Genomic DNA, 22,195 nt, shown 5'->3' on the forward strand with positions numbered 1-22,195 from the left:
CTGTTGAAGGGGCCCGAGAACGTCGCGACCCTGCGCGTCTCTCGAATGTATTCATCATATCTTTACGCGCGCGCTTCGCATGCGCGGCTCTTGCCGCCGAATCTTGCCGTCACTATGCTCGCGCCCAGGCCGCCGACGTCGACGGCTCCCGTCACGAGGAGGTCACTTCATGGGCGCTTTCGACAACCTGCCGGGTATGGGCGCCGGCGGCGACTGGGCGAAGCAGGCAGCAGACGCGCAAGCGGCAGCCGACGAGATTCTCAAGAACTCCGGCTACGCCGGCGGCACCGCCGACCCGGCGGCAAACGATCTTGCCGGGCTCAGCGCCGACCGCGCCGCGCTAGAAGCGCAGGGCCACGAGCAGAACCGCATCCTGGGCGTCGGCTCGCCCGCCACCCTCACGATTGACAGCAAGGTCGACACGGGCGAGTCGGTCGCGGGCAACGCCACCTACATCTTGAACCTCACGGTGACGCCTGAGGGCGGCGAGGCCTACTCGGTGCAGCTGAAGCAGATCATTCCGCCGAGCACCCTCTCGGGCTACGCAGACGGCACCACCATGCCGGGCCGCATCGACCCGGCCGACAAGAACAACGTGGCGTTCGGCGACAAGCCGTTCATGTAGCCGTGGGCATTCTCGACGACATGGGGCGGCTCATGGATGCCGCCGCCAAGAATCCGAGACCCGGACTAAGCGAGAGCATCGCGATGGCCGCCGACGCTGCCGAGCAGGCGGCGCAGTTTCGGGATGCCGCTGCCGGGGTGTCGGGAGCGACCGCCGGCGCCCCGGGGTTCAACCCCTTCCAGAACGCGGCCGCCTACAATGCGGCCGTGCGCGGATCGGGCACAGTGACCGCCATCGTCGACACGGGCCAGCGGTTCGGCGACACCCCCATCTACGACATCAGCCTCACCGTGACGATCGACGGCCGCGAGCCGTACGAGGTCGTGCACCGGCAGATGATCGCCGCGGCCGCGCTCGGCAACTGGCAGCCCGGCAAGACGACTCTGGTGCGCGTCGACCCCGCCGACCCCACGAAGGTGATGCTCGGCTGATGACCCGGCTCATGCCACACTCGGCCCATGACCTCTGAGCGCCCGGTGACCGACGCGATCGCCGCGCTCGCCCCGCCTGGGCATGACGTGCTCGCCGGCTGGCACGCTCGCGCGCTCGAGCTCGAGCCCTCTGCCACCGAGGGCAGCTCGTACGGCATGCCCGCGCTCCGCTACCGTGGTCGGCCGCTCATCGCCGTCGCGGTCACGGCCGCTGGCTACTCGGTCTACCCTTTCAGCCCCGCCGTCATCGACGACTCGGCGCACCTGCTCGGCGGCCTGAAGCGCTCGAAAGGCGCGGTCGCCTTCACGGATGCTCATCCACTGCCGCGCGAGGCCTTCGACGCCCTCGTGCTCGCGCGCCGAGCCGAGATCGACGCGAGTCTCGACGGCTGATGCCGCGCGGCTGCGGGTCGCTCAGACCGCGGGAGCCCGGTGGTCGAGCGCTAGCCACCCCACGAGAACTCGGCGTAGCACCGCTTGGTTCTCGCGAATGTCGTCGACCCCGGCGAACGTGATGAGCCCGCGAATGTCTGACGCCCACTCGACGATGCCCCCGTCGTCGGCCAGAACGGGCTGCCCCTTCTTGTTTTCCGGTCGAACCGCACCCATGTGCAGCACGAGTTTCACGGCACCCTCTTTGTTGCGAAGGTTCATCGTGAGTCGATCTTCACCGTCGAGCACATAGCTCGGAGCGTTCCACTTGATGTGCTCACTGAGTGGCGCGTCGAGCGAGGTGATGATCTCGCGCAGTGCGAGCACCTGGTCGCGCCGGTCGTCGTCGAGTTCACCGAGAAAGTCGGTGACAGAGACGTGCTTGGTCGAAGCCATGACTCGAGAGTAGGCGCACGATCTGGTCAACGGTCACGGCGTGCGCAGAAGTGCCCCTGGAGGGACTCGAACCCCCAACCCTTTCCTTAGGACGGAACTGCTCTTCCATTGAGCTACAGAGGCGGTGCATCCAGTGTATTCGGCGCTCCGTCCCTAGCCGCCGAGTCGCGCCAGTAGTTTGCGGGCGCGACCCGCCACCGACTTGTGCCGACTATCCGTGAGGGTCAGCAGCTCGGGCACGAGCCAGGCCGCGAGCTCAGGCCGCTGGCGGGCGAAGTGGGCGAGTGATTCGGCGGTGGTGTTCTGCACGATCCAGTCGTCGTAGTGCAGGTTCGCCTGCATGAGGACGATGGCCTGTTCGCGCTGTCGAAGGGTCATGTGCGCATCGAGCAGCACGAAGAGCGTCGAGAGCGTCCACTTGGTCGAAGCCTGATTGATCTCGGCGACCCAGCCGAGCAGGTCGTCGAGGTGCGCGGCCACCCACTCGGGCCGCTGCTGCGCCACGCGCTTGACGGCGCTCGAGACGCGCAGCCGCACGACGGCGTCGTCGCTGCGGTAGCAGGCCACAAGCTCGGGCAGCAGTGAGTGATCGGCGAGCACCTCGTCGACGACGCTGACCGTGTTGCCGAGCGAATTGGGGTGCCCTCCGGTCAAGGGGGCTTCGAAGCGGCTCACCGACATGAGGTCACCGTAGCGAGCGCGAGGCCCTCGCGGCGACCTAGAGTCGGGGCATGGTCAACGTCGACTCCCCCGCCTTCCACCCCGACCTCACGCGCGCACGGTTCATGCCCGGCACCTCGGCCACACGGGGCAACCGCCGGTTGCTGCGAGCCTTCACACGCATCGGCCGCGGGCGCCCGCCCAAGGGGGGCGAGCTGATCGACCTGAGCGACGGCGCCACCGTGCGAGTGCAGCGCCCCACGTCTGCCGATGCGACGGATGCTGGCGAACGCCGCCCGGCCGTGCTCCACCTGCACGGCGGGGGCCTCATCATCGGCTCGGCCACGCAGGGCGACCCACTGTGCCGACGTCTCGCCGATGAGCTCGGAGCCGTGGCCGCGAGCGTCGACTACCGCATGCCGCCCGAGCACCCCTACCCGACTCCGCTCGACGATGCCTACGCCGCACTGCAGTGGTTGGCCGCGCAGCCCGACGTCGACCCGAACCGCATCGCCGTGATCGGCGAGAGCGCCGGAGGCGGGCTCGCCGCATCCGTGGCCCTGCTCGCCCTCGACCGTGGCGAGATCGCGCTGGCCGGGCAGGTGCTGGCGTACCCGATGCTGGATGACCGCACCGACGAATCCGCGGCCGCCCACCCCGGCATGCTCCGACTCTGGAACGGACGCAGCAACCGTCTCGGCTGGGGCATGTACCTTGGCGCGGGCACGAACGGCCCCGAGGCTACGCCCCTCGACTCTGCCTCTCTCGATCGCGCGGTGCCCGCGCGCCGCGCCGACCTGAGCGGCCTGCCTCCCGCGTGGATCGGTGTCGGCACGCTCGATCTCTTCCACGACGAAGACCTCGAATATGCGCGGCGTCTCACCGAAGCGGGCGTGCCGTGCGAGCTGCACGTGATCCCCGGCGCGTACCACGGCTTCGACGCCTCCGAGCCGAAGGCTGCCGTCTCGCGCGACTTCGTCAGTCGGCAGATCGAGGCGCTGCGGCAGATGCTCGGCGAAACCTCCGAGTAAGCGCTACCGAGTTCAGCTGCGCCCGGTGTCGAATACCAAGCAAACGGGCGTCGGGATCGTGGCGCTCTCACGAAAGGTGAGTAGCCCCTGAGCATCGCGTGAAAAAGTGACGACCGAATCTGAGTCTTGGTTGGCCGCCAGTAGCAGCGTCTCGTCGGGCGACAGTGCAATGTCGCGCGGTGTCGTGCCCCGGCTTGAACAGCACTGCTCGAGTGCGAGAGTTGCTGATCCGGCATCCCAGGCGAAGACGGCGATGCTGTCGTGACCTCGATTAGCGGCGTAGACGACGTCGCCTGTCCTGGTGATGACGAGAGCGCTCGCGAACGATGGCCCGGTGGCGTCCTCCGGAAGCGTGGAGACGGTCGACACCACCTCGAACCCTGTGCCCCGACGGGTGAGCACGGTGACGGTGTTCTCGAGTTCACTGATGACGAGAAGGTGCTGGCCATCGGGGTGAGCAAGGGTGTGCCGCGGGCCCGACCCCGGTGGCAGATCAGTGCGCCCCTGCCGTGTCAGTTGTCCGGCATCGTCGATCGAGTATCTGACGATCGCATCGAGCCCGAGATCGGTCACCAGAAGCTCGCCTGTGACGACATCGAAGCAGACATGGTGAGGGTGTGGGCTCACCTGACGAATCGGGTGCACGCTCGAGCCCGTGTGCTGCACGACGTCGGTCGCGGGGCCCAGTCGTCCGTCGGCCTGCACCGCGAACACCGACACGACGCCGTCCGCGTAATTGGCAACAGCCAGGAAGGTCCCCGCCGGGTCTAGAGCGAGATGGGCTGGCGCGGTGCCGCCCGAAGGCTCGACCTGCGCGAGCTCCAGTGAGTCACCCTCGCGAGAGAACATGGCGACTTCACCGCGGTCTGAGCCTCCAGCTTCGACCACGGCATAGACACGCGAGGTCGTGGGCGACAGTGCCAGCCATGACGGACTGCGCGCGGCAACGGTGCGCCACGAATCGAGCGAGGCGGCGTGCTCGTCGTAGTCGGCGACAAGGACTCCCTCCGCGTGGCCCTCCACGTGATCGTGAACCTCCGTGTACGTCCCGATGAGCAGCCGCATGCTCACAAAGTAATCTCTCGCTCGATCTCGTCCACGATCTCCTCAGGGGTCTGGGATGCGTCGAGCTGTGCGCCTCGCTCTTGCTCAGTGAGCGCTTCGAGCGTAGCGAGTTGGCTTTCCAGCAGCGACGCGGGCATGTAATGGTCAGGTCGAGCACTCAGCCTGTCGGCAATGAGGCTGGCGGGCGCTGCCAGGTGGGCGAAGAACACGTCGCTACGACCGCGACGAATCGCATCGCGGTACGCCACTCGTAACGCAGAGCATGCGACTACGATTCCGCCCGTGCCGCGAGCCGATTCCACCGCATCGGCAACGCGGTCTAGCCACGGCCACCGGTCGTCATCGCTCAGCGGTTCTCCGTGCGCCATCTTCTGCACACTGTCAACGGAATGCAGAGAGTCGGCGTCAAGGTACGGAACAGCAAGGCGCTCCGCGAGGAGCGCGGCGACTGTCGACTTGCCGCTGCCCGCCACCCCCATCACGATCACGATGCTCACCAGTCGTGCACCGTGCCGTCGGCAAGCCGGTTGTAGGGCAGGTAAGCCTGCTCATAGGGGTATTTGCCCGCCTCATCGAGGTTGAGCTCGACGCCTAGACCGGCAGCTTCGCCTGGATGGAGCATCCCGTCAACGAATGTGAACGACTGCTGAAAAGTGGCGTCCGTCCTGGCACCGTGCTTCATGTACTCCTGAATCCCGAAGTTGTGAATCGCCATACCCAGGTGCATGGCCGCGGCCATTCCGACCGGTGAAATGTCGGTCGGCCCGTGCATGCCCGACTTGATCTGATACTGGGCGGCATAGTCGAGAGTCTTCTTGAGGTGGGTGATGCCGCCCATGTGGGTCACGGCGCCACGCACATAATCGATGAGTTGCTCTCGAATGATTTGTTGGAAGTCCCAGACGGTGTTGAAGATCTCCCCGATGGCGAGCGGAGTAGTGGTGTGCTGCCTCACCAGTCGCAAGGCTTCGGGGTTCTCTGCCGGGGTGACGTCTTCGAGCCAGAACAGATCGTACGGCTCGAGTGATTTTCCGAGTCGCGCCGCTTGAATCGGCGTCATGCGGTGGTGGCCGTCGTGCAGCAGCGGCAACTGCGGGCCGAACTCACTTCTCACCGCCTCGAAAACGGTGGGTATGTGACGCAGATACGAGCGAGTGTCCCAGTCTTCTTCGGCCGGGAGCGCGCCACGCTGAGCCGGCTCATGGTCATAACGCACGCCCGTGTTGGCGGTGAAGGTGACATTGGAGGCAATGCCGTAGATCGACTTCAAGCCTGGCACCGCCGCTTGGATCCGAATCGCCTTGTAGCCCAGCTCTTGATGCTCTCTCACGCTGTCGAAAAGTTCATCGTTGTCGCGCCCCGACGCGTGCCCGTAGGTCAGCAGCCCTGTGCGAGAGGCACCGCCGAGCAACTGATAGACGGGCATTCCTGCGGCCTTGCCCTTGATGTCCCACAACGCCATGTCGACTGCGGCAATCGACGCCATCGTGATCGGGCCTCGGCGCCAATACGCCGAACGGTAGAGAAACTGCCAGGTGTCTTCGATGCGACTCGCGTCTCTGCCGATGAGCAGTTGCACGACGTGGTCGCGCAAGTAGCTGACCACCGCCAACTCTCGGCCATTGACCGTCGCATCGCCGAGACCGACGAGCCCGTCGTCTGTCTCGAGGCGAAGGGTGACGAAGTTGCGATCAGGGCTCGTGACGATGACGTCGGCCTTCTGGATGATCATGGTGACTCCTTCAGTAGGGATGAGAGTTCGAGGGTGACGGCCGTGATGAGAGCGGAATCGTCTGCAAGGTCTGAATCGAGGATTCTGACGAGGGCGCGCACATCGCCCGCGGCCGCAGTGATGGCCACGCCCTCGGAGTCGGCTCCGTATCGACCGGAGCGAATGGTCGCGATCCACGCGGCGATGACCGTCACCGAACCGGGAGCATCTCGTCCGGCACTCCGTTCAGCACGCGCCGTCGGTACGACCCGCAGCCTCAACTTGGTCGCACCATCGGTCGCGATCTGCGCGAGCTCGTGGCGAATGCGGGCGTTCTCAAATCTGCGCAGGAGCGCTGCGCAGTACTCGTCTACACCCAGAGACTCGTCGCTGAGCGTTCTCCGTGCCTCCCACCAGAACTGCAGGACGCTCGTGCGGCAGATCGGATCTGAGATCGCATTGGAGACCACGTCGAAGCCTCGCATCGTTCCGAGATACGCCAGCAAAGAGTGCGCCCCGTTCAGAAGCCACAGTTTGCGGTGCTCGAAGGGCGTGATGTGGCTCACAAAACTCGCTCCCGCTGCCTCCCAGTCGGGTCTGCCGGCCGGAAAAGTGCCACTCAGAATCCAGTCGGTGAACGGCTCGGTGATGACAGGTGCCTCGTCAGTCCAGACTCCCAGGCGTTCGGCGATGTCACGGTCAGCGGGCGCAAGGCGCGGGGTGATGCGATCGACGCTGGTCGAGACGAACGACACGTTCTGGTCGATCCACGTTGCCAGGCCAGAGTCTCTGCGCTCGGCGAGGGCGAGCATCCCTGCTCGCACGAACGCGCCATTGGCAGGAAGGTTGTCGCACGGCACGATGGCGATGGGCGCGCCCTGGCGCCGTCGCGCTTCGAGGGCGAGCACGAGGCGACCGAGAGGCGACCGAGGCGGCTCTCCGGCAAGATCGGCCGCCATCACCGGATCGCCCTCGTCGGGCTGGCCGTCGGCCAGTAGACGATAACCCGCTTCCGTCACCGTGAGCGTGACCAGTGCGGTGCTCTCGGCCTCGATGAGTTGCACCAGTCGGTCTACCCGCGCGCCGTCGACGGCTTCCGCGATGCTCGACACGACGGTGGACGTGTCTGAATCACGACCGCGCTCAACGAGCGTGTAGAGGCCGTCTTGTCGCGTGAGCACCTCGGCCGCCTCCGAGCTGCGCCCCGTGAACGCTGCGATACCCCAGTCGTCGCTCACGGCGCCGGTGTACCACGCCTGGTGGGCACGATGAAACGCGCCGAGGCCGAGGTGCACTATCCGAACGGGCGCGACGGGCTTTCCCGCGACTGCCCGACTGAGCCCCGTCATAGTTTGAATGCCTGTCTCGGGATGCTCCCGACAAGATCTGTCGCCACCCGAGTTGCTTCGGCGAGACTGATGCGCCCCTCCACCACGAGTCGAGCAAGATACGCCGAGTCGATGCGGCGAGACATGGCGTGACGCGCGGCAACCGACAGGAAGGCCCTCGTGTCATCGATGAATCCCGAGCCTCGATAGAACCCCGCTGTCTCTGTGGTGGCCGCCCTGAATCGCGCGATGGAATCTGGGGCATCCAAGAACCACCACGGTGCTCCGATATACACCGAGGGATAGAAGCCAGCCAGGGGTGCGAGTTCGCGTGACCATACAGACTCATCTACCGCGAACAGCACGAGGTGAAAGCCTTCGGCGGTGCCGAAGCGCTCCATGAGCGGTCTCACGTTGTCGGTGAACGAGGTGTCTACGGGAATGTCGTGCCCCGTGTCCGGGCCGAATCGAGCAGTCGTCTCAGTGTGATGATTGCGGCGAACCCCCGCGTGCACGGTCATCACTAGACCGTCGTCGACCGACATCCGCGCAGATTCGAAGAGCATGTGCGCCCGAAAAGTCTCAGCCTCGCCGCCGTCAAGGCGGCCGCTCCGGGCTCGTTCGAACAGGGCGGTCGCTGCGCCTCGATCGAGTTCGAGTGCCGCTGGCTGAACAACGCCAAAGTCGGCGGAAACGGCACCATGCTCGATGAAGTACTCCCTGCGCTCCCGCAGTTTCGCGAGGTAGCCGTCGTAGTCGCGCGCACCGAGCTGGTCGACACGATCACTCCAACCCGACAGTGCCGGGTCGAGATACGCGTCAGGGCGAAAGGTAGGTATGACTCGGCCAGGGAAGGTCGGGTCGGCTCGAAGCGCGTCGTGAACGGCAAGGTCATCGAGCGGGTCGTCAGTCGTAGCCAAGACGTCAATGGCGAACGATTCGAAAAGGGCGCGCGGTCTGAGGCGGGGCGAGGCGAGCACGTCGACGAGTTCGTCGTACGTGTCGGCAGTGGGGGCACCGCGCTGCCCGAGCACCGTACCGAGCGTCTCCCTCAACCAGAAACCGGATGCCGTGCCGTGGAACAGATGCCAGTGCTCGCAGAAGAGACGCCACACCGTGCGGGGGTCAACGTCGCCGAGAAGCTCGGTCAGTGGCACGCCCGCGGCGTGTAGCAGTCGCGTCACGTAGTGATCTGACGACACCAAGAGGGTCGCCGGGTCGGTGTAGGCGAGATCGTCAAGCAGCAGGCGAGGGTCGACATGGCCGTGCGGCGAGACGATCGGCTTCTCCGCGACCAACTCGTGCAACTCTCGCGCAACGGCGCGCGTTCGCTCTTCGGCCGGGAAGAGCCGGTCGGGGTGCAGCCTCTCGTCAATCGTCACTCGAGCGTGCCCACCTGTCGGCGCACGGCATCCATCGTCTGCATGACCTCGACACTGAAGTCGAGAGGGTGCAGCGGTGACTCCGTGAGCCCATCGGCGATGTGCTGCGCCACCGCAGCGGCCTCCCACGCCATGCCATCGCGAAACTCGAGACCGGTGTCGTTCACGAAAGACAGGCGCTTGTCGCCTTTGCCCGGTGCGATGAGTTCGAAGCCGGCTGGCACGACGAACCACGGATTCACTTCGATGCGTGCTTTCGTGCCGCTCACACTGGCCCGCTCTGGGCTGAAGTGCAGCAGACTCGTGGTGAGCACGGATTGCGCCCCGCTCTCGAATTGCAGCACTACGACAGTCTGGGCATCCACACCCGTGGAGGTGAGGCTGCCGAACGTCGTCACCCGATCGGGTGCTCCCAAGAAGAGTTGACTGAACCACAGCGGGTAGATGCCGAGGTCGAGAAGCGACCCACCTGCCAAGTCAGGGTTGTAGTTGCGCCCGTGGGGATCAGTCGGGGCAATGGTCGCGAAGTCGGCGCTGATGAGTCGAATGTCCCCCAGCACTCCGTCGGCCACGAGCTGCAGCATGACGTCGGTCTGCGGCAGATACCGCGACCACATCCCCTCCATGACAAACACACGCTGAGCACGAGCTGCTTCGTGGATCTCTTGAGCGTCGTGCGCCGTTACTCCGATCGGCTTCTCGATCAGAACATGCTTGCCCGCAGCGATCGCCAGAAGCGCCAGTCTCTTGTGCTCGCTGTGCGGCGACGCCACATACACGATGTCAACGTCAGCATCATTGACGAGGTGCGCATGCTCGCCGTAGGCACGCGCGATTCCGTGCTGAGCGGCGAATGCTTGAGCACGCTCCAGGGAACGCGAGGCCACTGCCTCGACGCGCTGGTCGGTGTGCGAGTGCAGAGCGCGGGTGAAGTCTTTCGCGATATCACCCGGTGCGAGAATGCCCCAGCGCAAGACGGGGCCACCGCGTAAAGGGTAGGTGCGGGCAGTCGGGAGTGTGGTCGGAAAGTCAGTCATGATGCTCCGTTTCTCTGTCTGGCCGATGGGGCGCAGTAGTCGTGGAGGAGGGCGCTCGCGTGGTGGGGGTCCCGTGCGCTGAGTGCGGCGCCTTCTGATTCCTCGGGTGTTCCATACCCCCATTCCGCGTAGAGGGCGGGGATGTTCATGGCTCGAGCGCCAGCCATGTCGAACGAACGATCACCGATCATCAGTGGGGCTTTCGCATCACCGGCGAGCTGTGCGAGTGCCGCCGCGATGACCGCGGGCTTGCTGGCTCCACTGTCGTCGATGTTGGCCCCGCTCACGACTGCGAAGTAGGTGTCGAGCGAGTGCATCTTCAGCATCGCAAGAGCATGGTCTTCGCGCTTCGACGTCGCGACTGCAAGGGTCACTCCACACTCCCGCAGCATCGTCAGGAGAGCGTGGATTCCGGGGAACACGACGCTGTTGTGAATGCCGCGCTCGAGATACGCGCTGCGATAGTGGCTGATTGCCATCGGCAGGTCAGCCCGAGGCAGTGACGTCAGTGCGAGCAGGGTCTCGTCAATCGGCGGGCCCACGTAGCGTCGCAAAGTCTCGGAAGTCATCGATGGACCGCCCGAGTGCCGGATCGTGTCTGCCAGGCACTCGGTGATGCCAGGTGCTGAATCAACGAGGGTACCGTCAAGGTCGAAGAGCACACATGACAGTCGCGTCAGTGTGGAGGCGGTCATGCGGGTGTTCCTCCACTCCTCGTGAGAGCGACACAGGTTTGACGCTCGTTCGGACTATGTGCGAACATACTGTCATTATAGAGATGTCATGGGCAAGTAGCCCGTGACGTCGAGGACAGTCGGTGAAAGGACTCCCCCACCATGCCCACAACGCTCGGCATCGCGATGGTTGGTTGCGGCGGAATCGCTCGCAGCCACGCGTTTGCACTCACTAAAGTTCCCGATGCCAAGCTCATCGCAAGCGTTGATCTCGACGAGGCAGCTGCCCTCCGCTTCAAAGAGCGGTTCGGTTTCGAGACTCATTCGACCGACCTGGCCGCAGTTCTCGCCCGCACAGATGTCGACGCAGTGGTGATTTCGACGTCGTCCAAATCGCACGGCCCCCTCATCATTCAGGCACTCGAGGCCGGCAAGCACGTTCTTGTGCAGAAGCCGATGACGGCTACCGTCGACGAGGCACGTGCCGCACTCGCGCTCGCAGACGAGCGCGGCCTCAAGTTGATGGTCTCGTTCTTCGAGCTCTTCCTGCCCCCTGTCGAGCGTGCCCGAGAGATCATCGAGGCGGGGCTAATCGGCGAGCCATTCTTGTTCAAAGCGATCATGGCGTGGCACACGCCCGACGTCACAACCAGTTGGCGCTTCGATCCCGCACTCGCAGGTGGCGGCATCATGCTCGACGGCAACGTGCACCATGTTTCTAACGCTCTCTATCTGCTCGGAAACCCAGAAGTGCAGAGCGTCTACGCCGAGTATGGCGCCCTCACCGCCGACATCGACGTCGAAGACACGGCCGTGATCGTGATTCGCACAGACAAAGCCATTCTCGAGATCTCGGGTTCGAACCGGCTGCAAGAGCCGGGCGGTGCCACCATGGCGTTCAAAGACCAGTGGGCCGTCTACGGCACGAAGGGCACCGTGCAGTGGGACGCAGCCGCGCGGCCAACTTTTCGAGTGTTTACGAGCGAGCCCTCGGCGACGAACACCCTGCTGGGCAACGGCTGGATCAGCCCAAAGCTGCCGGTTCAAGCTGCCGACCATCGCGAATTCTCGATGCACATCAATGGCGAAGAGAGCCCGTGGGTGCCCGAACATCAACACTTCGTCGACGCGTGCCTCAATGACACTCCTGTGCGCAGCGATGCACGCTTCGGTCTGAAGACCCAGCTGATTCTCGACGCCGCCTACGAGTCAGGCAGGCAGGGGCGCAAGCTCCCGATCGGGTCATGACCGTGGAGCGCTCGATCATTGATGTTCACACGCACGTCGGGCGAACCATCACCTCGGGCATAGGCCAGAGCGTTGCTGAGTCGATCGCACTGATGTCGAGCACCGGCATCGCCCAGGCAATCTTGTCTGTAGCTGCAGGTGGGCTTCAGTCAGAGGGCGTCACAGACACCCGAAGGGCCAACGACGAGATCGCCGCGACGGTGGTCGCTCACCCCGATCTGTTTCCCGTCGGGCTCGCGAGTGTCGAGGTTCGCCACGGGCCAGTGGCAGTGGCAGAAGTGCATCGTGCATTCGACGAGCTGGGCCTCAAGGGCCTGGCTTTCCACGCCACTTTCGAGGGCTTCACGGTCGTTTCACCAGCGTTCGCCTCACTGCTAGACGCGGTGGGCGAGCGACGGGGTTTGATTCTGGTGCACTCCACCCCGGATGCCAAAGCGAGCCCAAGCGCCATCGCCGCCGTCGCCGCTCGATACCCCACGCTGACGTTCATCATGGGCCACCCGGTGTTCAGCGACGATCAGAAGAAGCAGGCGGTGGAGGCCGTGCTCGCCACGCCCAACGTTCTTGTCGACATCGCCTACCAGGCTGATCCCGCGACCACCGAGTTCTTTGTTCGCGAAGTGGGGGCCGCCCGAGTGGTGTTCGGTAGCGATGCCCCGTTCTTTGATCCGGCCGAGGTCATTCGCTCGGTGGAACAGGCGCGCATCACAGATGCCGAGCGCGACGCGATCCTTGCGGGCAACGCGCGCTCCATCATCAACTCTCTCTAGGGCGTCTCGATGCGGCCGCTCAGGATCGACCGCTCGGCAGCGGCGAGAACACGCGTGACGTGTGCGCCGAAGACGAGGTCGCACTCGTGGGGAGCGCTGCCCTTGTCGATCTGGTCGCAGAGCTGGTTCACGGCGGTCCCGTAGGCGATCTGTGCCGAGGCGATCCAGTCGTCGATCACGGGCGCACACGTGGCTCCCGAGGCGCCAAGTAAGCGGAGGGCGCCAGTGTGTGGTGCATCGGCAATGTCGGCCGCCACCGAGATCGTGCCCACCGCCCCCGTCGCGTGTTCCAGCACGAGCGAGACGAAGTCTCCGTTGCCGCGCCGAGCAAACACGCTCTCCACGAGTCCGAGAGTGCCGCACAGTTGAGCGACAGCGTGCGGCCCGACATCCCACAACGCCCCGTGCTCGTGGCGCCAGGCTGAGCTGTGAAAACCCTGGCGTGAGTCGACGAGCAACGAAGAGTAGCTCTCGATCACGCCGAGGGTCCATGAACCGACTGCGCGAGCGCGAGCTGACCAGGCAGCGTGATCCGGCAAGAGTCGATGAGTGAAGAAGACGATCGAGTGGGTCGAACGCGCCCTCGCGAGCTCAGCCAAGCGGGTGGCATCGTCCACGTTCAGACTGACGGGCTTCTCGAGCAAGACGTGCTTGCCCGCCTCGATCGCTGCCGTCGCGAGCGACACTTGAGCATCTGGCGGCACGGCAAGACCCACGATATCGACAGCATCGAGGAAGCTGTCGAGGTCGAAGAACGCCTCTCCCATGGTGCCGACGGCAGACAGGGTTCGATCGCGATCGCGGCCCAGTGCCCCCACGAAGCGCACCCTGGAACTCGCCGAGGCAGCGGGCAGATGAACGGCGCGAGACCACGCAGCCGTGCCGATCACCCCGTATCGAAGGGCAGCGCCCATTAGTGGACGAAGGGCCTCAGGTTGTCACGTGCGATCGCGAACCCGCGTTGTACGATTTCCACTGACCCTTCGAACGCTCGATCCTCATGTTCCACTGACGCGACGTAGTCGTACCCCACGGCGTAAAGAGCCCCGAAAAAAGCGCCCCAATTGACCTCGCCGAGACCACAGAGTCGAGGCACCTGCCATCCGACGCCGGCGCTCATGATCCCGTGTTCGTACAGCCCCTCGCGGCGCACCTCCAGGTCTTTCGCGTGCACATGGAAGATTCGCTCTCCGAACTCGTGAACGGCTTTCGGAGCATCGATGAACTGCCACACCAAGTGCGATGGGTCGAAGTTCAGCCCGAAGTTCTCGTCCGGAATGATCTCGAACATGCGTCGCCAGTTCGCGGGGCTGAAGGCGATGTTGTTGCCTCCTGGCCACTCATCTCCACTGAAGATCATGGGGCAGTTCTCGATCGCAATGCGCACGCCGTGATCGCCCGCGTAGTGAACCATCTCTGGCCACACCTGTGCGAAGCGGTCGTAATTCTCGTCGAGTGACGTGTGCTTGTCACGGCCGGCGAAGGTGCCCACCGTCGGCACCCGCAGAAGTCTCGCCGCCCGCACCACGGTCTTCAAGTGTTCAAAAGCAGCAGCCGCCTCAGCAGCGTCTGCTGAGAGGGGGTTGGGGTAGTACGCCAGCGCCGAGATCGAGAGCCCCTTCGCGGCCAAGTCGTCAACGATTCGATCAGCGCCCGCTTGATCGAGTGTGTCGACGTCGATATGGGCTGTACCTGCGTAGCGCCGCGCGGCGCCTCCGCTCTTCGGCCACACGGCGACCTCGACTGTTTCGAAACCGTTCGCGCCAGCCCAGGTTGATACCTCGTCTAGGCTCAGCGTCGGAAAAGCTGCGGTCAAGAGTCCCAGTTTCATGGTGTGTCTCCTCTTCCTTGTAGTGGCGCCGACCCGTCTCCGACGGTGGCCCATGATGATGTGCGGGCGCTGCGCCCCACGGCCTCGACGATGAGCGATTCGTAGTGCCCGTCAGCGAACGTCGCGTACCGGGGTGCAGCCGAAGGGGCCCCCGCAGCGATGTCGGTATACACCGCCGCGTACAGAGCTTTGAATCCGTTCTCGAAACCTTCGGCGTGCCCACCGGGCAGGCCCGAAATCGCCGCGGCACTGGCAGAGAGCAGAGAGGGGTCTCGCAACAGAACCTGGTTCGGCTCGGAGCGATGACCGATCCAGAGTTCTTCCGGCCGTTCGCCGCGCCACGCCACTGAGGCGGACGACCCGTTGAGCTCGAACGAGATCGCGTTCTTGCGGCCCGCGCTTACTTGCGAGACCGAGACGACGCCTCGTGCGCCACCGGCAAAACGCAGAAGGATGCTCCCCGCGTCTTCCGAGCCAACGTCGTAGTCGACCGTAGGACCGGTCGCAGAGCCGAACGTGGCCACCTCGCCCGTGGGCCGCCGTCGTTGGGGAATGAAGGTCGTGAGATCTGCCATCACCTCGACAATGCGCTGACCGGTGACGAAGGTTGCCAAGTCGAACCAGTGCGAGCCGACATCACCCACGACACGCAGGTCGCCGCCTCGAGCAGCCTCTACCCGCCAGTTCCAATCGGTGTCGTAGAGCAGCCAGTCTTGAAAGTACGACCCTGTGATGAGGTACGGCTTCCCGACGCTGCCGTTCGCCACTCGCTCACGCATTTCGTGCACCTGCGGGTAGAAGCGAACGTTGAAGTTCACGGCCCCCACGAGTCCTGTCGATGCAGCAAGCTCAGCGAGCTCAGCAGTCTGCGATGAATTCATGGCGAGCGGCTTTTCGCACACCACGTGCTTGCCTGCGGTCAGTGCGCCACGCGCGTGTTCGAAGTGCTGGTCGTTGGGCGAGGTGATGTGCACGACATCAACCGACTCGTCCGTGAGCACTTCGTCATAGTCGAAATAGGCGCGGGCAACACCCCACTCCGCGCTCTTTTCCTTGGAGCGGGACGGCGACGAACCCAGAACTCCGATGACGTCGATTCCTAGGCGACGCAATGCCTCCCGGTGCACCGTTCCGATGAAGCCGGTTCCCACAATGGCGGCACGGAGGTGAGAGAACGAAGTCATGGGTGGTGTCCCTCTCGACTAGACATTGTGGTGTTCATGTGGTCAGAATGTCATTACATATTAGCCCAGGAGGAGCCCATGACCAACCCCCGACCGCGCACCGTCGTCATCACTGGCGTATCCCGCGGCATCGGCCGCGCTGCGGCGCTGGCATTCGCCGACCAGGGTTACCGGGTTGCCGGCATGCACCGAGGTACCGATGCCGAGGTCACGACTGACCTCGAGCGAGAGATCACAGGGCGAGGCTCTGAAGCGTGCGTGGTCGTGGGTGATACGAGCTCGACGAGCGACGTCGATGCCCTCGCCGACGAGGTCGCGCGACGATGGGGCGGAATCGACGTCTGGGTCAACAACGCTGCTCAGCTTCTCGTCGAACCTTTTCTTGCGATGTCTGACGATGACTGGCACGCCCTCCTCGAGGTCAACCTCTTCGGCTACATCCGTGGTGCTCGCGCCGCTGCGCGGCATATGGTTCCCGCGGGCCACGGCACGATCATCAACCTGAGTTCTGCTGTTGATCCGCTCCCTCCGACAGACATGACCGCCTACGTGACCGCTAAGGGAGGCATCGGTGGTCTCACAAGAGCCCTCGCCGTCGAGTTGGGTCCCACCGGAGTGACGGTTAACTCGGTTGCCCCTGGCGCCACAGAGACCCCTCTGAACGCGGCGAGCTACACCAGCGAGGTGCGGCAGACCTACAACGATCGGATACCACTCGCCCACATCGCGTCACCAGAAGAGATCGCCGACAGCATCGTGATGATGGCTTCGTCAGGAGCGCGCTATGTCACCGGGCAGACGTTGCTCGTTGACGGCGGGCTGACACTGAACGGGTCAGTGGGCCACCGGCGCAGTTCGTGATCACGCTACGCTCTCCGCATCTCGACGTCACGCTTGATCCGAATCGAGGGGGAGAAATTCGATCGGTGACATCGCCCGGCTCTCCGAATTTACTGGCGTGGCACGATTGGGAGGCACCTCTCTCTGCAGACGACGGGCCTAGTTACGGCTCGACCGAGCTCGACTTTCTCTCGAGGTACCATGCCGGCTGGCAAGTACTCTTTCCGAACGCTGGCGCCGAGAGTGTGATCGAAGGAGTTCCGGTCTCGTTCCACGGCGACATCGCTCTGGCTCGTCTGTCTGTGGTGTCGGTATCCACAGACGCCTGCGTGTTGCGCGCAGTGGCACGGTTGCCGCTCGAGCTGACACGCACCATCAGAGTGTCGAGCGAGAGACCCGCACTTCTTATCGAAGAGACCGTCACAAACATCGGCGCCCGAGATGTTCCCTTCATCTGGGGACACCACCCCACCTTCCCTGCCATTGAGGGGTCACGAATCGACATCTCAGGCCATCCCCGTGTCATCGTCGAACCTGCCACTCCCGGCCCCCTCGCTGACCTGAACGGTCAGTGGCCTTCTCTCGCGCGTCTCGAAGGTGGCACCGAAGATCTGTCGGTCGTTCCCGAGCAGGAACAGGTCAGGTTGACCTACGTCACCGATCTCGACGAAGGGTGGGTGGCTCTTCGCCCACCCCTCTCGCACCCACGACCCGGGATCGGGCTGTCATGGGATCTCGCCGCCTTTCCCCACCTCTGGCTCTGGCTTCAGAACGGTGATCCTGGCTTCCCCTGGTATGGCCGCGCGAGAATGCTCGGTCTCGAGCCACAACGATCGTGGCCATTCGACGGCCTTGCGGGGGCGATAGACCGCGGTCAGCACCTCACGCTTGCACCAGGCGACAGTTCGTCAAGCTGGATCACCCTCGCCGTCTTCCCCTCCACGAATGCCCCGGTCGAGCGGATTACTCGCGATGGCACCGTCACGACGGGATCACGACCGTCTTGATTCCTTCTCCAGAGGCGGCGGAAGCGAAAGCGATCGAGAAGTCGTCAATGGAGACTCTGCGAGTCACTAGAGGCCCCAAGGTGACAAGCCCCTGCTCGATAAGGGCGATCGCGCGACCCCACGACGTTGCGGTTGACGCAAAACCGCTGGAGACCGCGAGTTCCTTATAGAGAACAAGGTCGAACGGCAGCGAGATGTCGCGTCCAAAGATGCCGACCTGCACATACTTCGCACCACGTTTCGCGGCGCGGAGCGCGGTGGCGGCGCCCGGCGCGCTCCCCGAGCACTCAATGACGACATCGAAGCTCTCCTCCTCTGGCGTCAGGGTCGTCGTCTCGATGCCCAGCGAAGCGGCAACAGCGAGTCGATCGGCATCTTTCTCGAGACCGGCGATCGTGACGTGCCCGCCTTGCGAGCGCGCGACCTGTGCCGCGAGCTGGCCCATAGCGCCCGGACCGGTGACAAGCACTCGATCGCCAGCATTGACAATGGCAGGGTCAAGCAGACACTGCGCAACGCAGGCGAGCGGTTCAGCCAACACGCCATCCAGCTCGCCGAGTACATCAGGCAGCGGGTGAAGGTTGACCATGGGCATCACGACATAGCGAGCAAACCCGCCATTCTCAAAAGACCCCAGAGAACGTCGTCGCGGACACAGATTCCGACGACCAGCGCGGCACCATTGACACGTGCCGCAGGAAGAATAGTAGGTCTCACAGGCAACCCGCTGGCCGACCGCGGCCGCATCCGCGGGATCACCCACCGAGTCGACTACGCCGAGAATCTCGTGCCCCATGATCACGGGCGCTTCAAATGCGTACTCGTCATGGGCGACATGGATGTCGGTTCCGCATATCCCCGTTGCGGCGACTCGTACTCGCGCAAAACCAGGAGGCGCGACAGGAACAGCAACCTGCTGCACGAGGACGTTGTCTGCCCCGAGAGCAACCTTGACCACGGCTGTCATTGTTGTCGGTTCACTCATGCGGCACACTCCTCGTGAGATCGGGATCACGCAATACCGAAATGCTTTTCGTCACCATGTTTTTTTGTCCTATCATTGTTCGTACGGGAGTTACCGTTTCATTTACGGGAGAGAACACATGCCGATCTCCACTGAGGAACTGTTCATGGATCTCGACCGGTCCGGTCCGATCCCGCTGTACTACCAAATCGCGCGCCGCATGCAGTCGGCGATCGAGAGCGGCGAGCTTCCGCCCGGGTCGAGGATCGAAAACGAAGTCAAACTGGCCGAAAACTTGTCGATCTCGCGCCCCACAATTCGCCGTGCCATTCAGGAGCTCGTCGACCAAGGACTTCTCGTCCGGCGGCGCGGAGTCGGAACACAAGTTGTACGCGGGCGACTCACCCGAAGCGTGGAGCTCACGAGCCTGTATGACGACCTCAGCCTTTCTCACCGGTCGCCGACCACGAAGGTTCTGCTGCACGAAGCGACAGTGCCTCCGGCCGAGGTTCTCGAGTCGCTCACTCTCCCTGCCGACACAGAGGTTCTGCACATTAAGCGATTGCGCTACACCGACGGAATCCCGTTCGCCCTCCTCGAGAACTTCCTGCCGCCGGTCTTCCTCGACCTCACGGCAGAACAGTTCGAGAAGCACGGCCTGTATCAACTCATGCGATCTCGAGGAACCACGATGCGGGTCGCACGGCAGACCATCGGAGCTCGCGCAGCCACGAAAGAAGAAGCCGATCTGTTCGCCCAGAAGAACGGGTCGCCCGTGCTGGTGATGTCTCGTACCCTCTACGACCAGTCGGGTCACGCCGTGGAGTACGGCGAGCACTCGTACCGCCCCGATCTCTATTCGTTCGAGGTCACTCTCGTCGAGAAGTAGGCGGGCCAGCATCGACTTCATCCCCGTCAGCGCGCACCGTGGACAAGTCGGGCCGCCCGCTCGACAGCGCCAACGACATCACCGTCTTCTGGGTACAGCAGGGTTCGCCCCACGACGAGACCGTGCACACCGGGAAGCGACAATGATTGCTCCCACGACTCATAGATCTCATGGGGGGCCAAGGCGGGGTCTCCGCCCAGTAGCAGTGTCGGAAGCGTCGTCGCTTTCATGACCCGCTCCATGTCAGGCACCACGGGGAGCTTGAGCCAGGTGTAGGCAGAGCTTGCACCGAGGGCGGAAGCGATGGCAACCGACTTGATGACGGCGTCAGTGCTCAAATCATTCTTGATCGAACCATCAATCCATTCACTCATGAACGGTTCGATCATGATCGGGAGCCTGGCCTCGACAGCGCGTGCCACGATCTCAGCGGCAGCATCGAGCGTGTGCACAGAACCTGCATCATCGAGGTTGATCCGGACAAGAAGCTTGGCGAAGTCGAGCCGAAGATCACGAATTGTGTCGATGTTGTAGGCAGTGAACCGATCATCCATCTCAAACACAGCTGACTTGAGACCGCCGCGGTTCGTCGAACCCACAACGATCTTGTTTTCCAGCACACCCATCAGAGCAAGGTCCTCGACGAGGTCGGCAGTGCCGAGAAAGCCATCGACTCGGGGATTCTGGAGAGCCTCAGCAAGTCGACCGAGCAAGTTGTACCTATCGGCCATCGCCATTTCGTCTTCGCGAACCCCCAGAGACCCCCGCGCAGGATGATCAGCGGCGAGGATGAACAGTCGGTTGTCGCCGACAAGGAGAGGGCGTCGAGTTCTCTCGAGCAAGGCGCGGCGGATGGCATCCGGATCAAAGGCTCTCGCGTGGCGAACCGCTTCGAATACATCGTTCGTCATCGCGTGCTGCCCGTCTCGATTAGCTCATCGACCTCTGCCGACGTCGGCATGGCCGTGGAACACTCCCTGCGGCCCGCGACTATCGCACCAGCCGCGTTGGCGAATCGCACCGTTCGCTCAAGGGACCACTCACTGAGCAATCCGTGGCAGAGTGCTCCCCCAAAGCCATCACCTGCGCCTAGCCCATTGACAACACGGACCTTGTACGGCGCGACCTCAACACTTTCTGTTGCAGTCTTCGCGAGCACCCCCCTCGGGCCCAGCTTGACGATCGCGAGGCTGACGCCGTGGGCGAGAAGAGCATCCGCAGCGCGATGCGGGTCAGTTTCTCCGACGGCGATCTCGCACTCCTCACGATTTCCCACGGCCACAGTCACGTGCTCGAGCGCGGACGCCACCTGTGCGTGAGCCTCGGCCGGCTCTGCCCAGAACATCGCGCGATAGTCGAGATCGAGCACGGTATGCGCAACGCGACCGCGGGCCTCCCACGCTGCGAAGTGCGCCGCACGGCTCGGCTCACGGCTGAGACCCGTCACGGTGGTCCAGAAGATCGTGCTCGATCGGATTGCATCCAGGTCGAGCGAGTCTGCGCGAATCATGAGATCGGGGGCAGTCGGTTCGCGGTAGAAGTAGATCGGAAAGTGATCGGGTGGGAAGATCTCGCAGAACGTGACGGGGGTATGGAGGTTCGGCACGACGTTGACGAACCGGTTGTCTACTCCGAGTCGGTCGATCTCCTTCACCACGAATCGACCAAAAGGATCCTCTCCGACGCCTGTGATCACCGCGCTTGCGCGGCCGTGGCGGGCGGCAGCGACCGCGACGTTGGTGGCACTCCCGCCAAGGTGCTTTCCGAAGGTTTCGACATCCTCCAGCCCCACGTTGTCTTGCAGCGGGTAGAGGTCGACACCGACTCGACCAATCGTCAGTACGTCATAGTGCGGTGCGCGTTTCACCCCTTCACCGCCCCGCTGGTAGTACCTTCGGCAATGTACTTCTGCACGAAGAAACCGATGATGATCATCGGAACCATGGTGACGGTGGCTGCCGCGCTACTGAGACCCCAGTCGACCGAGATTGCGCCGACGAAGCTGGCAATGCCGACCGGCAGCGTGTATGTCTCAAGAGTGGTGAGTTGCAGTGAGAACAACAGCTCGTTCCACGAGTACTGCATGCTCAAGATGAACACCGCCGCGATGCCGGGCAGCACTACCGGAAGGAACACCCGCCAGAAAGCCTGCATTCTTGTGCAGCCGTCGATGAGAGCTGCCTGCTCAAGCTCTCGCGGCACGTCTCGGAAGAATCCCATAAGCAGCCACACGGCGAAGGGAAGGTTGAGCGCGACGTGCGCGAACACGGGCCCGATGAGCGAGCCTCGAAGGCCGATCGCGTTGATGATCACGAAGATCGGCAACAGCATCGAGATCACGGGCACGAGCTTTCCGAGAAGGAACCCGTTCGCGATCGTGTTGGCATATCGCAGCTGAAAGCTTGTCAGCGCATAGGACGCAAAGGTCGCGAGTCCGATCACTATCACGGTGGAAGCGAGGGCCACAATCGTGCTGTTCGCAAAGTACAGTCCGAAGTCGCTCTTGGTGAAGGCGTTGGCGTAGTTGTCGAGAGTCGGCGTGAAGAAGATCTTGGGAGTATCCGTGAAGATGTCTTTCGCCGATTTGAACGAGTTGACGATGATGAGCAGGATCGGGACGACGGTCCAGAGCAAGAAGGCGATGAGAATCGCCCAGGTGCCCAACAGCTTGAGTCGACGCTTCGCCATGG

General features: G+C 63.6%; 24 protein-coding genes and 1 tRNA gene. 8 read left to right on the plus strand and 17 right to left on the minus strand.

The features are described 5' to 3' along the window. Nucleotides 1–169 precede the first annotated feature (169 nt). From KL788_RS06715 to KL788_RS06725, 3 genes are read left to right on the plus strand one after another with little or no spacing between them, the layout of a single operon-like run. Nucleotides 170–625 (plus strand): hypothetical protein, encoded by a 456-nt coding sequence (locus KL788_RS06715; RefSeq protein ID WP_293169682.1) that lies wholly within the window; start codon nucleotides 170–172, stop codon nucleotides 623–625. A gap of 2 nt (nucleotides 626–627) precedes the next feature. Next, the gene (locus tag KL788_RS06720) at nucleotides 628–1,056 is read left to right on the plus strand and encodes a hypothetical protein (RefSeq protein ID WP_293169684.1); all 429 of its coding nucleotides are present in this window, start codon (nucleotides 628–630) and stop codon (nucleotides 1,054–1,056) included. Between the two features lie 27 nt (nucleotides 1,057–1,083). Beyond that, a complete protein-coding gene (locus KL788_RS06725; protein ID WP_293169686.1) occupies nucleotides 1,084–1,449 on the plus strand; it encodes an iron chaperone in 366 nt (121 codons plus the stop codon). A 21-nt stretch (nucleotides 1,450–1,470) separates the two neighbouring features. On the opposite strand, the gene KL788_RS06730 is transcribed toward KL788_RS06725, so the two are convergent. The 3 genes from KL788_RS06730 to KL788_RS06740 all read right to left on the minus strand — a co-directional run bounded on the left by KL788_RS06730 (nucleotide 1,471) and on the right by KL788_RS06740 (nucleotide 2,565). Further along, the gene (locus KL788_RS06730) at nucleotides 1,471–1,884 is read right to left on the minus strand and encodes a DUF1801 domain-containing protein (protein ID WP_293169688.1); all 414 of its coding nucleotides are present in this window, start codon (nucleotides 1,882–1,884) and stop codon (nucleotides 1,471–1,473) included. A gap of 51 nt (nucleotides 1,885–1,935) precedes the next feature. Continuing rightward, a tRNA-Arg gene (locus KL788_RS06735) sits at nucleotides 1,936–2,007 on the minus strand. A gap of 30 nt (nucleotides 2,008–2,037) precedes the next feature. Beyond that, complete coding sequence (locus KL788_RS06740) at nucleotides 2,038–2,565, minus strand: hypothetical protein (RefSeq protein WP_293169690.1); 528 nt, start codon at nucleotides 2,563–2,565, stop codon at nucleotides 2,038–2,040. Nucleotides 2,566–2,615: 50 nt separating this feature from the next. Here KL788_RS06740 and KL788_RS06745 point away from each other — a divergent pair, with 50 nt between their 5' ends. Further along, nucleotides 2,616–3,575 (plus strand): alpha/beta hydrolase, encoded by a 960-nt coding sequence (locus KL788_RS06745; RefSeq protein WP_293169692.1) that lies wholly within the window; start codon nucleotides 2,616–2,618, stop codon nucleotides 3,573–3,575. Nucleotides 3,576–3,587: 12 nt separating this feature from the next. Here the strand turns inward: KL788_RS06745 and KL788_RS06750 are convergent, their stop codons facing one another. Genes KL788_RS06750 through KL788_RS06780 form a run of 7 tightly spaced genes read right to left on the minus strand, consistent with a single transcriptional unit; the run spans nucleotide 3,588 to nucleotide 10,793 of the window. Beyond that, complete coding sequence (locus KL788_RS06750; protein WP_293169694.1) at nucleotides 3,588–4,640, minus strand: lactonase family protein; 1,053 nt, start codon at nucleotides 4,638–4,640, stop codon at nucleotides 3,588–3,590. A gap of 2 nt (nucleotides 4,641–4,642) precedes the next feature. Next, complete coding sequence (locus KL788_RS06755) at nucleotides 4,643–5,137, minus strand: gluconokinase (RefSeq protein ID WP_293169696.1); 495 nt, start codon at nucleotides 5,135–5,137, stop codon at nucleotides 4,643–4,645. After that, nucleotides 5,134–6,372, minus strand: a complete 1,239-nt coding sequence (gene manD / locus KL788_RS06760) for a D-mannonate dehydratase ManD (RefSeq protein WP_293169698.1) — start codon at nucleotides 6,370–6,372, stop codon at nucleotides 5,134–5,136. The genes KL788_RS06755 and manD overlap by 4 nt, the downstream gene beginning before the upstream one ends. Continuing rightward, nucleotides 6,369–7,700: a mannitol dehydrogenase family protein gene (locus KL788_RS06765; RefSeq protein WP_293169700.1), complete on the minus strand. Its 1,332-nt coding sequence runs from the start codon at nucleotides 7,698–7,700 to the stop codon at nucleotides 6,369–6,371. Before KL788_RS06765 ends, manD begins: the two co-directional genes overlap by 4 nt. After that, nucleotides 7,697–9,061, minus strand: coding sequence for a glucuronate isomerase (gene uxaC / locus KL788_RS06770; RefSeq protein WP_293169702.1), 1,365 nt, complete (start codon nucleotides 9,059–9,061; stop codon nucleotides 7,697–7,699). The genes KL788_RS06765 and uxaC overlap by 4 nt, the downstream gene beginning before the upstream one ends. Continuing rightward, nucleotides 9,058–10,098, minus strand: coding sequence for a Gfo/Idh/MocA family protein (locus KL788_RS06775; RefSeq protein WP_293169704.1), 1,041 nt, complete (start codon nucleotides 10,096–10,098; stop codon nucleotides 9,058–9,060). Before KL788_RS06775 ends, uxaC begins: the two co-directional genes overlap by 4 nt. Continuing rightward, on the minus strand, nucleotides 10,095–10,793 hold the full coding sequence (locus KL788_RS06780) for an HAD hydrolase-like protein (protein ID WP_293169706.1): 699 nt from the start codon (nucleotides 10,791–10,793) through the stop codon (nucleotides 10,095–10,097). The genes KL788_RS06775 and KL788_RS06780 overlap by 4 nt, the downstream gene beginning before the upstream one ends. 141 nt (nucleotides 10,794–10,934) lie before the next feature. Here KL788_RS06780 and KL788_RS06785 point away from each other — a divergent pair, with 141 nt between their 5' ends. Together KL788_RS06785 and KL788_RS06790 are read left to right on the plus strand one after the other, a co-directional pair. Beyond that, complete coding sequence (locus tag KL788_RS06785; protein ID WP_293169708.1) at nucleotides 10,935–12,020, plus strand: Gfo/Idh/MocA family protein; 1,086 nt, start codon at nucleotides 10,935–10,937, stop codon at nucleotides 12,018–12,020. Next, nucleotides 12,017–12,790 (plus strand): amidohydrolase family protein, encoded by a 774-nt coding sequence (locus tag KL788_RS06790; RefSeq protein WP_293169710.1) that lies wholly within the window; start codon nucleotides 12,017–12,019, stop codon nucleotides 12,788–12,790. The genes KL788_RS06785 and KL788_RS06790 overlap by 4 nt, the downstream gene beginning before the upstream one ends. On the opposite strand, the gene KL788_RS06795 is transcribed toward KL788_RS06790, so the two are convergent. From KL788_RS06795 to KL788_RS06805, 3 genes are read right to left on the minus strand one after another with little or no spacing between them, the layout of a single operon-like run. Beyond that, complete coding sequence (locus KL788_RS06795; RefSeq protein ID WP_293169712.1) at nucleotides 12,787–13,704, minus strand: Gfo/Idh/MocA family protein; 918 nt, start codon at nucleotides 13,702–13,704, stop codon at nucleotides 12,787–12,789. The two genes, KL788_RS06790 and KL788_RS06795, sit on opposite strands and share 4 nt — an antisense overlap. Then, nucleotides 13,704–14,675: a sugar phosphate isomerase/epimerase family protein gene (locus KL788_RS06800; RefSeq protein ID WP_293169714.1), complete on the minus strand. Its 972-nt coding sequence runs from the start codon at nucleotides 14,673–14,675 to the stop codon at nucleotides 13,704–13,706. Before KL788_RS06800 ends, KL788_RS06795 begins: the two co-directional genes overlap by 1 nt. Next, nucleotides 14,618–15,805: a Gfo/Idh/MocA family protein gene (locus KL788_RS06805; protein WP_293169716.1), complete on the minus strand. Its 1,188-nt coding sequence runs from the start codon at nucleotides 15,803–15,805 to the stop codon at nucleotides 14,618–14,620. The genes KL788_RS06800 and KL788_RS06805 overlap by 58 nt, the downstream gene beginning before the upstream one ends. 78 nt (nucleotides 15,806–15,883) lie before the next feature. Here KL788_RS06805 and KL788_RS06810 point away from each other — a divergent pair, with 78 nt between their 5' ends. Further along, the gene (locus KL788_RS06810; protein ID WP_293169718.1) at nucleotides 15,884–16,666 is read left to right on the plus strand and encodes an SDR family NAD(P)-dependent oxidoreductase; all 783 of its coding nucleotides are present in this window, start codon (nucleotides 15,884–15,886) and stop codon (nucleotides 16,664–16,666) included. A 960-nt stretch (nucleotides 16,667–17,626) separates the two neighbouring features. On the opposite strand, the gene KL788_RS06815 is transcribed toward KL788_RS06810, so the two are convergent. Next, a complete protein-coding gene (locus KL788_RS06815; RefSeq protein ID WP_293169720.1) occupies nucleotides 17,627–18,637 on the minus strand; it encodes a zinc-dependent alcohol dehydrogenase in 1,011 nt (336 codons plus the stop codon). Nucleotides 18,638–18,755: 118 nt separating this feature from the next. Here KL788_RS06815 and KL788_RS06820 point away from each other — a divergent pair, with 118 nt between their 5' ends. Beyond that, on the plus strand, nucleotides 18,756–19,505 hold the full coding sequence (locus tag KL788_RS06820) for a GntR family transcriptional regulator (RefSeq protein ID WP_293173222.1): 750 nt from the start codon (nucleotides 18,756–18,758) through the stop codon (nucleotides 19,503–19,505). A 26-nt stretch (nucleotides 19,506–19,531) separates the two neighbouring features. Here the strand turns inward: KL788_RS06820 and KL788_RS06825 are convergent, their stop codons facing one another. From KL788_RS06825 to KL788_RS06835, 3 genes are read right to left on the minus strand one after another with little or no spacing between them, the layout of a single operon-like run. Next, nucleotides 19,532–20,416, minus strand: coding sequence for a Cgl0159 family (beta/alpha)8-fold protein (locus KL788_RS06825; protein ID WP_293169722.1), 885 nt, complete (start codon nucleotides 20,414–20,416; stop codon nucleotides 19,532–19,534). Continuing rightward, complete coding sequence (gene iolC / locus KL788_RS06830) at nucleotides 20,413–21,372, minus strand: 5-dehydro-2-deoxygluconokinase (protein WP_293169724.1); 960 nt, start codon at nucleotides 21,370–21,372, stop codon at nucleotides 20,413–20,415. The genes KL788_RS06825 and iolC overlap by 4 nt, the downstream gene beginning before the upstream one ends. Then, entirely contained in the window at nucleotides 21,369–22,193 is an 825-nt protein-coding gene (locus KL788_RS06835; RefSeq protein WP_293169726.1) for a carbohydrate ABC transporter permease, read from the minus strand. Before KL788_RS06835 ends, iolC begins: the two co-directional genes overlap by 4 nt. Between the last annotated feature and the right edge of the window lie 2 nt (nucleotides 22,194–22,195).

It is taken from the genome of Microcella sp. (genome assembly GCF_019739195.1).
In the GTDB taxonomy this organism is placed as follows: domain Bacteria; phylum Actinomycetota; class Actinomycetes; order Actinomycetales; family Microbacteriaceae; genus Microcella.